The sequence below is a fragment of the Phenylobacterium sp. genome (genome assembly GCF_046590535.1).
Lineage (GTDB): Bacteria > Pseudomonadota > Alphaproteobacteria > Caulobacterales > Caulobacteraceae > Phenylobacterium.
This window is the reverse complement of the sequence record NZ_JBKJTG010000025.1, coordinates 1-7631: the sequence shown is the minus strand read 5'-3', so window position 1 is coordinate 7631 and position 7631 is coordinate 1. Positions and strand designations below refer to the sequence as shown.

At 69.9% G+C, this 7631-nt stretch carries 8 protein-coding genes and 1 pseudogene; 7 read left to right on the top strand and 2 right to left on the bottom strand.

Annotation, left to right across the window (positions count from 1 at the left end):
- The 5 genes from ACLL81_RS01370 to ACLL81_RS01350 all read left to right on the top strand — a co-directional run.
- Window positions 1-1021, top strand: a 1021-nt coding sequence (locus tag ACLL81_RS01370; RefSeq protein ID WP_411286550.1) for an ATP-dependent metallopeptidase FtsH/Yme1/Tma family protein, incomplete at its 5' end; no start/stop codon positions are given.
- Between the two features lie 52 nt (window positions 1022-1073).
- Window positions 1074-1907, top strand: a complete 834-nt coding sequence (gene folP / locus ACLL81_RS01365) for a dihydropteroate synthase (RefSeq protein ID WP_411286549.1) — start codon at window positions 1074-1076, stop codon at window positions 1905-1907.
- A gap of 34 nt (window positions 1908-1941) precedes the next feature.
- Window positions 1942-2745: a bifunctional hydroxymethylpyrimidine kinase/phosphomethylpyrimidine kinase gene (thiD, locus tag ACLL81_RS01360; protein WP_411286548.1), complete on the top strand. Its 804-nt coding sequence runs from the start codon at window positions 1942-1944 to the stop codon at window positions 2743-2745.
- A gap of 53 nt (window positions 2746-2798) precedes the next feature.
- A complete protein-coding gene (locus tag ACLL81_RS01355) occupies window positions 2799-3314 on the top strand; it encodes a nucleotidyltransferase family protein (RefSeq protein ID WP_411286551.1) in 516 nt (171 codons plus the stop codon).
- A 72-nt stretch (window positions 3315-3386) separates the two neighbouring features.
- Window positions 3387-4205 (top strand): PhzF family phenazine biosynthesis protein, encoded by an 819-nt coding sequence (locus ACLL81_RS01350; RefSeq protein WP_411286547.1) that lies wholly within the window; start codon window positions 3387-3389, stop codon window positions 4203-4205.
- A 57-nt stretch (window positions 4206-4262) separates the two neighbouring features.
- On the opposite strand, the gene ACLL81_RS01345 is transcribed toward ACLL81_RS01350, so the two are convergent.
- Both ACLL81_RS01345 and ACLL81_RS01340 read right to left on the bottom strand, forming a co-directional pair.
- Entirely contained in the window at window positions 4263-4682 is a 420-nt protein-coding gene (locus ACLL81_RS01345; RefSeq protein ID WP_411286546.1) for a hypothetical protein, read from the bottom strand.
- Window positions 4683-4808: 126 nt separating this feature from the next.
- On the bottom strand, window positions 4809-6722 hold the full coding sequence (locus tag ACLL81_RS01340) for an ATP-binding protein (RefSeq protein ID WP_411286545.1): 1914 nt from the start codon (window positions 6720-6722) through the stop codon (window positions 4809-4811).
- Between the two features lie 218 nt (window positions 6723-6940).
- Here ACLL81_RS01340 and ACLL81_RS01335 point away from each other — a divergent pair, with 218 nt between their 5' ends.
- Window positions 6941-7276: a hypothetical protein gene (locus tag ACLL81_RS01335; protein WP_411286544.1), complete on the top strand. Its 336-nt coding sequence runs from the start codon at window positions 6941-6943 to the stop codon at window positions 7274-7276.
- 69 nt (window positions 7277-7345) lie between these two features.
- Window positions 7346-7631: pseudogene (locus tag ACLL81_RS01330) on the top strand (hypothetical protein); the annotation flags it as partial.

The window sequence follows — 7631 nt, the reverse complement described above, 5'->3', positions numbered from 1 at the left end:
CGAAGGCATCATCCTGATCGCCGCCACCAACCGGCCGGACGTGCTGGACCCGGCCCTGCTGCGGCCCGGCCGCTTCGACCGCCAGGTGGTGGTGCCCAATCCCGACGTCAACGGCCGCGAGCGGATCCTGCGCGTGCACATGAAGAACGTGCCCCTGGCCGCCGACGTCGACGTCAAGGTGATCGCCCGCGGCACCCCCGGCTTCTCCGGCGCCGACCTCGCCAACCTCGTCAACGAAGCGGCGCTGCTCGCGGCGCGGCGCAACAAGCGCCTGGTCGCGATGCAGGAGTTCGAAGACGCCAAGGACAAGGTCATGATGGGCGCCGAACGCCGCTCCATGGTCATGACCGAGGACGAGAAGAAGCTCACTGCCTACCACGAGGGCGGCCACGCCCTGGTGGCGCTCAGCGTCCCGGCCACCGATCCGGTGCACAAGGCCACCATCATCCCGCGCGGCCGCGCGCTGGGCATGGTCATGCAGCTGCCCGAGGCCGACCGCTATTCGATCAACTTCCAGCAGATGACCTCCAAGCTCACCATCATGATGGGCGGGCGGGTCGCCGAGGAGCTGATCTTCGGCAAGGACAAGATCACCTCCGGCGCCTCCAGCGACATTCAGGCGGCCACCAGCCTGGCCCGCAACATGGTCACCCGCTGGGGCTATTCCGATGAGCTGGGCCTGGTCTCCTACGGCGACAATCAGGAGGAGGTCTTCCTCGGCCATTCGGTGGCGCGCACCCAGAACGTGTCGGAGGCCACCGCCAACATCATTGACGCCGAGGTCAAGCGGCTGGTGCAGGCCGGCTACGACGAGGCCAAGCGCATCCTCACCGAGAAGCTGGACGAGCTGCACACCCTCGCCAAGGCGCTGCTGGAATACGAGACGCTGTCCGGCGACGAGATCATCAACGCCCTGAAGGGCGTCGCCCCCAAGCGCGACGAACTGGACTCCAGGCGCCCCAACGGCCCCGCCGTCGCCGTGCCGATCTCGCCCCGGCCGGCCAGCCCCGAACCGGCTTAGAGGCGCGATCTCCCCTCGCGTCCCTGCCGAACACGCTGTCGCCGTGCGCCACATGCCTGACCGCCCCGCCACCGCCGCTCGGCCCCTCGTCATGGGCGTGGTCAACGTCACCCCTGACAGCTTCTCCGAGGGGGGCCGGTTCGCCGCGCCGGCCGCCGCCCTGGCCCACGCCCGGGCGCTGATCGCCGACGGCGCCGATCTGCTGGATATCGGCGGGGAGTCCACCCGCCCGGGTGCCGACCCGGTGAGCCCGGCGGACGAGATCGCCCGGGTGGTCCCGCTGATCGCCGCGATCCGCGCCGAGAGCGCCCTGCCGATCTCCGTCGACACCATGAAGCCCGCCGTGGCCCGCGCCGCCATGGCCGCCGGCGCCACAATGTGGAACGACGTCACCGCGCTTCGCCACGTCCCCGACAGCCTCGCCACGGCGGCCGAGCTGGGCTGCGAGGTGGTGCTCATGCACCTGCAGGGCGAGCCCCGCACCATGCAGGCCGAGCCGCGCTATGACGACGTGGTCGCCGAGGTGGCGGCGTTCCTGACCGCCCGCGCCGAGGCGGCGATCGCTGCGGGTGTCGCCCGCGACCGCATCTGGCTCGATCCGGGGATCGGCTTCGGCAAGCACATGACCCGCCACAACCTGCCGCTGCTGGGCGGCCTCGACCGGATCGTCGCCCTGGGCTTCCCGGTCCTGCTGGGGGTTAGCCGCAAGCGGTTCATCGCCGCCCTGGACCCAGCGGGCGGCGCGCCGGACGGCCGCCTCGGCGGTTCCCTGGCCGCGGCCCTGGCCGGTGTGGCGGCGGGGGTAGCCGCGGTGCGGGTCCACGACGTGCGCGAGACCGCTCAGGCGCTCATCGTCTGGCGGGCCATCGCCGCCGCGAAATCCTGATGCATCGCCGGCCCGGGCGCGCTATCGCCCGCCCATGCAGTCCCTGGGCCGAGTCCTGATCATCGCTGGTTCCGATTCCAGCGGCGGCGCGGGCGTCCAGGCGGACATCAAGACGGTCACCGCGCTGGGCGGTTACGCCGCCACCGCCATCACCGCTATCACCGTGCAGAACACCCTGGGCGTCACCGGCGTCCATCCTATCCCCATCGAGGTGATCGAGGCTCAGGCCCGCGCCGTGCTGGATGACATCGGCGCCGACGCGATCAAGACCGGCATGCTGGGCGATGTGGCCACGGTGGAGCTGGTCGCCCGCCTGCTGGACGCAGCGCCTGGGGTCACCGCCGTGATCGACCCGGTGATGACCGCCAAGGGCGGCGTCGCCCTGCTGGCCGCCGACGCCGCCCAGGCGGTGAAGCGGCTTCTGGTACCCCGCGCGGCTCTGCTGACCCCCAATGCGCCGGAGGCCGAGGCGCTGACCGGCCTGACCGTCTCCGACACCGACGGCCTGCGCCGGGCCGGCGAGGCCCTGCTGGCCGCCGGCGCCCGGGCCGTCCTGATGAAGGGCGGCCATTTGCCGGGGGACCGCGTCATCGACCTCCTGATGACGCCCGCCGGCGAGACCGTCTTCGAGGGCGAGCGCATCGACACCCGCCACACCCACGGCACCGGCTGCACCCTGGCCTCGGCCTGCGCCACCGGCCTGGCTCAGGGGCTGCCTCTGGCCGCCGCGGTGGCGCGGGCCTGGGACTATGTGCACGAGGCCATGCTGCACGCGCCGGGGTTCGGCGCAGGCCATGGCCCGCTCGACCACGGCTGGCCGCTGCGGGGGCGCGCGTGAGCGGCGATCTCACCGAAGAGCTTGCGGCCGTCCTGCGGCGCTCCGAGCCGCTGATGCGGGTGCTGCGCACGGCCCGCGACCTGGCCCTGCCAGACTGGCTGCTGTTCTCCGGCGCGGTCTATCAGCGCGTGCTGAACGACCGGACGGGGCGCGACCTCGACTACGGGATCAAGGACTACGACCTGGGCTACTTCGACCCTGACACCTCCTACGAGGCGGAGGACGCGGTGATCCGGCGGGTGGCGGCCGCCTGCCAGCCGCCGCTCCGCGAGATGGTGGAGGTGCGCAACCAGGCGCGGGTGCACCTGTGGTTCGAGGACAAGTTCGCTGAGGCCTACGCCCCGCTCGCCCATAGCGCGGAGGCGCTGGAGCGGTTCGTCAGCCCGCTGTTCGCCGTGGGCGTGCGGCTGGAGCCCGATGACACCCTCACCGTCGTGGCCCCCTTCGGGCTGGAGGACCTGTTCGCCCTGCGGATGCGGCCCAATCCGCGACGGCCGACCGAGGGATTCGACCGCACCGCCGCCTCGGCGCTGGCCCGCTGGCCGGAGATCCACGTGGTCCGGGACTAGGGCCGCCGCCTACCAACTGGACCTTGCCGTCCGCCCGTCCGGCGTCGACATGGGGTCTTCAGGAGACTTCCCATGCGCCAGTGGACCGTCGACGCCTTCGCCGCCGCCCCGTTCCGCGGCAATCCCGCCTGCGTGGTCGAGCCTTTCGCGGCCTGGCCCGACGCGGCCTGGATGCAAGCCCTGGCGGCGGAGAACAACCAGGCCGAGACCGCCTTCCTGCTTCGCACAACCGATCCCGCCCGCTTCGGCCTGCGCTGGTTCACCCCGGCCCTGGAGGTCCCACTCTGCGGCCACGCCACCCTGGCCGCCGGCCATGTATTGCTGGAGGAACTGGCGGGCGCCCCGCCGGTGACCTTCGACACCGCGTCGGGTCCGCTGACGGTGGCCCGGAACGGCGACCTCTACGAGATGGACTTCCCCGCTCAGCCGCCTACGCGGATCGAAACCCCGCCGGGGCTCGCTGAGGCCCTGGGCGTCGAACCCACCGAGGTCTGGGCCTCGGCCTATCTGGTGGCCCTGCTGGCTGACGAGGCCCAGGTGCGGGCCCTGTCACCCGACTTTGCGGCCCTCAACCGGGTCTCCAGCTGCGCCACCGGCGGGCGCGGCAATGTCGGCGTCGCTGCGCTTGCGGATTCTGGACGGCCCTACGATGTGGTCAGCCGGTTCTTCGCTCCCGGGTCCGGCATCGCCGAGGATCCCGCCACCGGCTCGCTCCACTGCATTTTGGCGCCGCTGTTCGCTGACAAGCTGGGGCGTGCGCGGGTGGTCTTCCACCAGGCCTACCCCGGACGTGGCGGCGACCTGGAGTGTGAGGCCCGGGGCGCGAGGGTGCTGCTCCTCGGCCGCGCCGTCACTGTGCTGGACGGGACCCTGCGGGTGGCGCCCGCATAGCAAGACGCCCCCAGATTTCTCCGGAGGCGCTGCTGCCAGGTCCTGCACCCGGCGAGCTTAGTCGCGGTCGCGGCGCGCGTAGCGGCGATCGTCGTCGTCCCGGCGGCCGTAATCCCGGCGGTTGTCACCGTCGCGACGCTCGAAGCGAACCATCGCCTCCAGCCGGTCGAAACGGCGATCCAGGTCCGCGCGCTCCCAGCTGTTCAAGCCGTTCACCCGGTAGCGGGCTTCCAGGTGGGCGACCTCGCGAGCCTGCATGTGCAGCCGGCGCGCTTCGTTGCGGGTCAGGTCGCCGCGCATCACGCCCCGTTCGAGCCGGCGCTCAAGGCGTTCCTGGCGCTGGTTGATCGACACATGGTCGCGGCCGTAGGGCTGCTCGTAGCGGCGGTCGGACTGGTCATAGGATTGGGCGGACGCGGGCGCGGCCACGGCGGTCAGCGCGGCGGCAGCGGCCATCGAGAGCAAAAACGTCTTCATCTTGAGGTCCTCCTGAACTTTTCGCAAAGCCGGGACGCCGGCTTCGTGAGCTGCAGAGGACCATTTTGCGGGTGAAGCCCGTCTGAGCCGCGGGGTTGTGCGCCGTTCAGCTTGATGAGCGCCGGGTCAGGCGGCCCGGCGGCGCTTGCGGGCGGTCGGCGCGCCGGTGGCCGCGGCGGTCAGCGCGTTGCTGATCGCCTCGTAGAGCTTGGCGATCTCGATGGGCTTGGCCACGTGGTCGTCCATGCCCGCGGCCAGGTATTCCTCGATCTGGTGGGTAAGGGCGTTGGCGGTCAGGGCGACGATCGGCGTGCGTTTGCGGCCATCCTTCTGCTCCACGGCGCGGATCTTGCGGGCCGCGGCGATGCCGTCCATCACCGGCATCTGGATGTCCATCAGGATCAGGTCGTAACCGCCGTCGCGCCAAGCCTCCACGGCCGCCTTGCCGTCGGCGACGATGTCGATGTCGATGCCTAGCGAGCCCATCACCGCGGCCAGCACCTGCTGGTTCGTCGCATTGTCTTCGGCGGCCAGCAGGCGAAGCGAGCCCTCGGTGACCGGCGCCACCGGGTCGGGCGCAACCTCGGTGACTGGTTCGCCGCGCTCCAGCGGCAGCTCCACGGTGAAGGTCGAGCCATGGCCTTCGCGGCTTTCCACGTCGATGGAACCGCCCATCATCTGGGTCAGCTCGCGGCAGATGGCCAGGCCCAGGCCAGTGCCGCCGAACCGGCGGGTGGCGGAATTGTCCGCCTGGGTGAACTTCTCGAACAGGGTCGGCAGTTTTTCCGGCGCGATGCCCACGCCCGTATCGCGCACCACGATCCGCAGGGCGCCGGAGGGGGCCACGTCGACAATCGCGCGCACCCCGCCCTCGGTAGTGAACTTCACGGCGTTGGAGACCAGGTTGCCCATGACCTGACGCAGGCGATCGGCGTCGCCGCGCCACCAACCTTTAGCCGCCTCGGTGACGTCCACCTGGAAGCTCAGGCCCTTGCTGCCGGCCACCACCGCGAAGTTCTCCCGCACCAGCGCCGTGGTTGGCTCCAGGTCGAAATCCTCAACCATCAGGGAAAGCTTGCCGGCCTCGATCTTCGAGAGGTCCAGCACGTCGTTCAGCACCGCCAGCAACAGGCCGCCGGACTGGCGGATCACGTCCAGCCGGTCGCGCTGCAGGTCCGCCAGATCGCCCATGGACATGACCTCGGCCATGGCCAGGACGCCGTTCAGCGGGGTGCGGATCTCGTGGCTCATGTTGGCCAGGAACTGGGTCTTCAGCACATTGGCCGCGTCGGCCTCGTCGCGGGCGACCTCCAGGTCGCGCATGGCGGCTCTCAGGTCTTCCTCGCGCTCGCCCAGCTTGCCCAGCAAGTGGTTGAAGCTATCGGTCAGGCTCTGGAAGAGCGCGTCATTGGCCTTCACGTCCACCGGGGCGAAGCCGCCGCCCGCGGCCACCTCGTTCATGGCCTCCGACAGCCGTTGCACCGGCGCGATCACCCGGTGGGCCAGGCTGCGGGCCAGGAACAGCGCCACGCCCACGCCGCCGAACAGCAGCACCAGGGTGAGCGCGATGAACTGCGGCAGCATCGGCGCCAGCATCGGCCGCTCAACCACCAGGTCGAGTTCGCCCAAGGTGGCGCTGTTCAGCGTCACCGGGGTCTCGATGGTCTCGGTTTCGCCTGTGGCAGGCGTGCTGCGACCATAGCCGCCGACGACGCGGCCCTCGGCGTCGGTCAGGGTGGCGGACACCACGCGCGGGCTGGCGGAGAGGGAGCTCAGCGCCATCTGAAGGTGGGGTTCCTCCTTCGACGCCATCATCGGCGCGACGCTGGCCGACGCGATCCGCCCGAGGCTCGTATAGACTTGGTGCGACTGGGTGCGCGATACCGCCCACTGCTGCAGCATGAAGGTCAGGCAGGCCGCCGCCAGCACCACCATGGTGGTGATCAGACCTACCCCCGCCACCCGCGCATGGAAGGTGGCCACGGGGGCGGATCGCCGGGGGGCCTGCGGCTCGGTCATGGCGCTAGTCTGGCGACGCATGCCTCCGTCTTACGGGTGTTTTCCTAACGCTTCGCTTCCTCGGCGAGCCGCGGGCGGTCTGGCGTTTCAGTCACCTGCGGAATTAACGAAGTGTGCTTCGGGCGCCACGCTGCAACCCTCAGGCGCAGAAAACGTGGTTAACAACTCTTGAATCGTTTGCGTGTAGCTTCACCATACGTTTACCTTAACGAGTGTCGCGTTAATGGAGAGGCAGTCCCATGGAAAAGGCGTTTGTGGCCCAACGGGTCGCCAAGAAGCTGTTTACGACCGAAGCCGCCGTCGATGGCGCTCTGGCGCAAGCCGCTGAATTGATGAGTGAAATGCTGCAGGCCCGCAAGGATGTGAACGCCTCCATGGTGTTCGCCGACGAAGCGGCCGCTCGGCTGGTCGACGCAATCAAGGCCCTGGGCGACGCCCGGACCTCGATGGTCGCCGTCCACAACGAACTTAACGAGGCCAAGCTTCGCCTCGGCATCCGCACCAAGATGGGCGTTATGGACAAGCCGGCCGGCGTGGACCTGACCACCCAGGTTTCGATGCGCGACGTCGGCTGAGCCTTCAGCCGATTGTTGCAATGATTTAACTGGTGCTGCGCCCCTAATGCAGATTAGGGGCGCAGCATCATGCCGACATCACTCCCAGCCCAGGCCTTGCTGGCCTTCGCCATCGCGACGTGCGCCCTTGCCTTGTGGAAGGGCGGCACGGCCGAGCGCGTCGCTGCGCTGCTGATCCTGGTCAACACCACCATCCTCATCGCCCAGCCGCTGTTGCCCGCGTCGCTGGGCGTGACCTTCCTGATGGCCGACGCCATCACCGCCTTCGGCATGCTGGCCCTGATCCTGCGCTACGGCAGCCTGTGGCTGGGAGGCGCCATGCTGCTCTATGCCGCCCAGTTCGCCCTGCACGCCT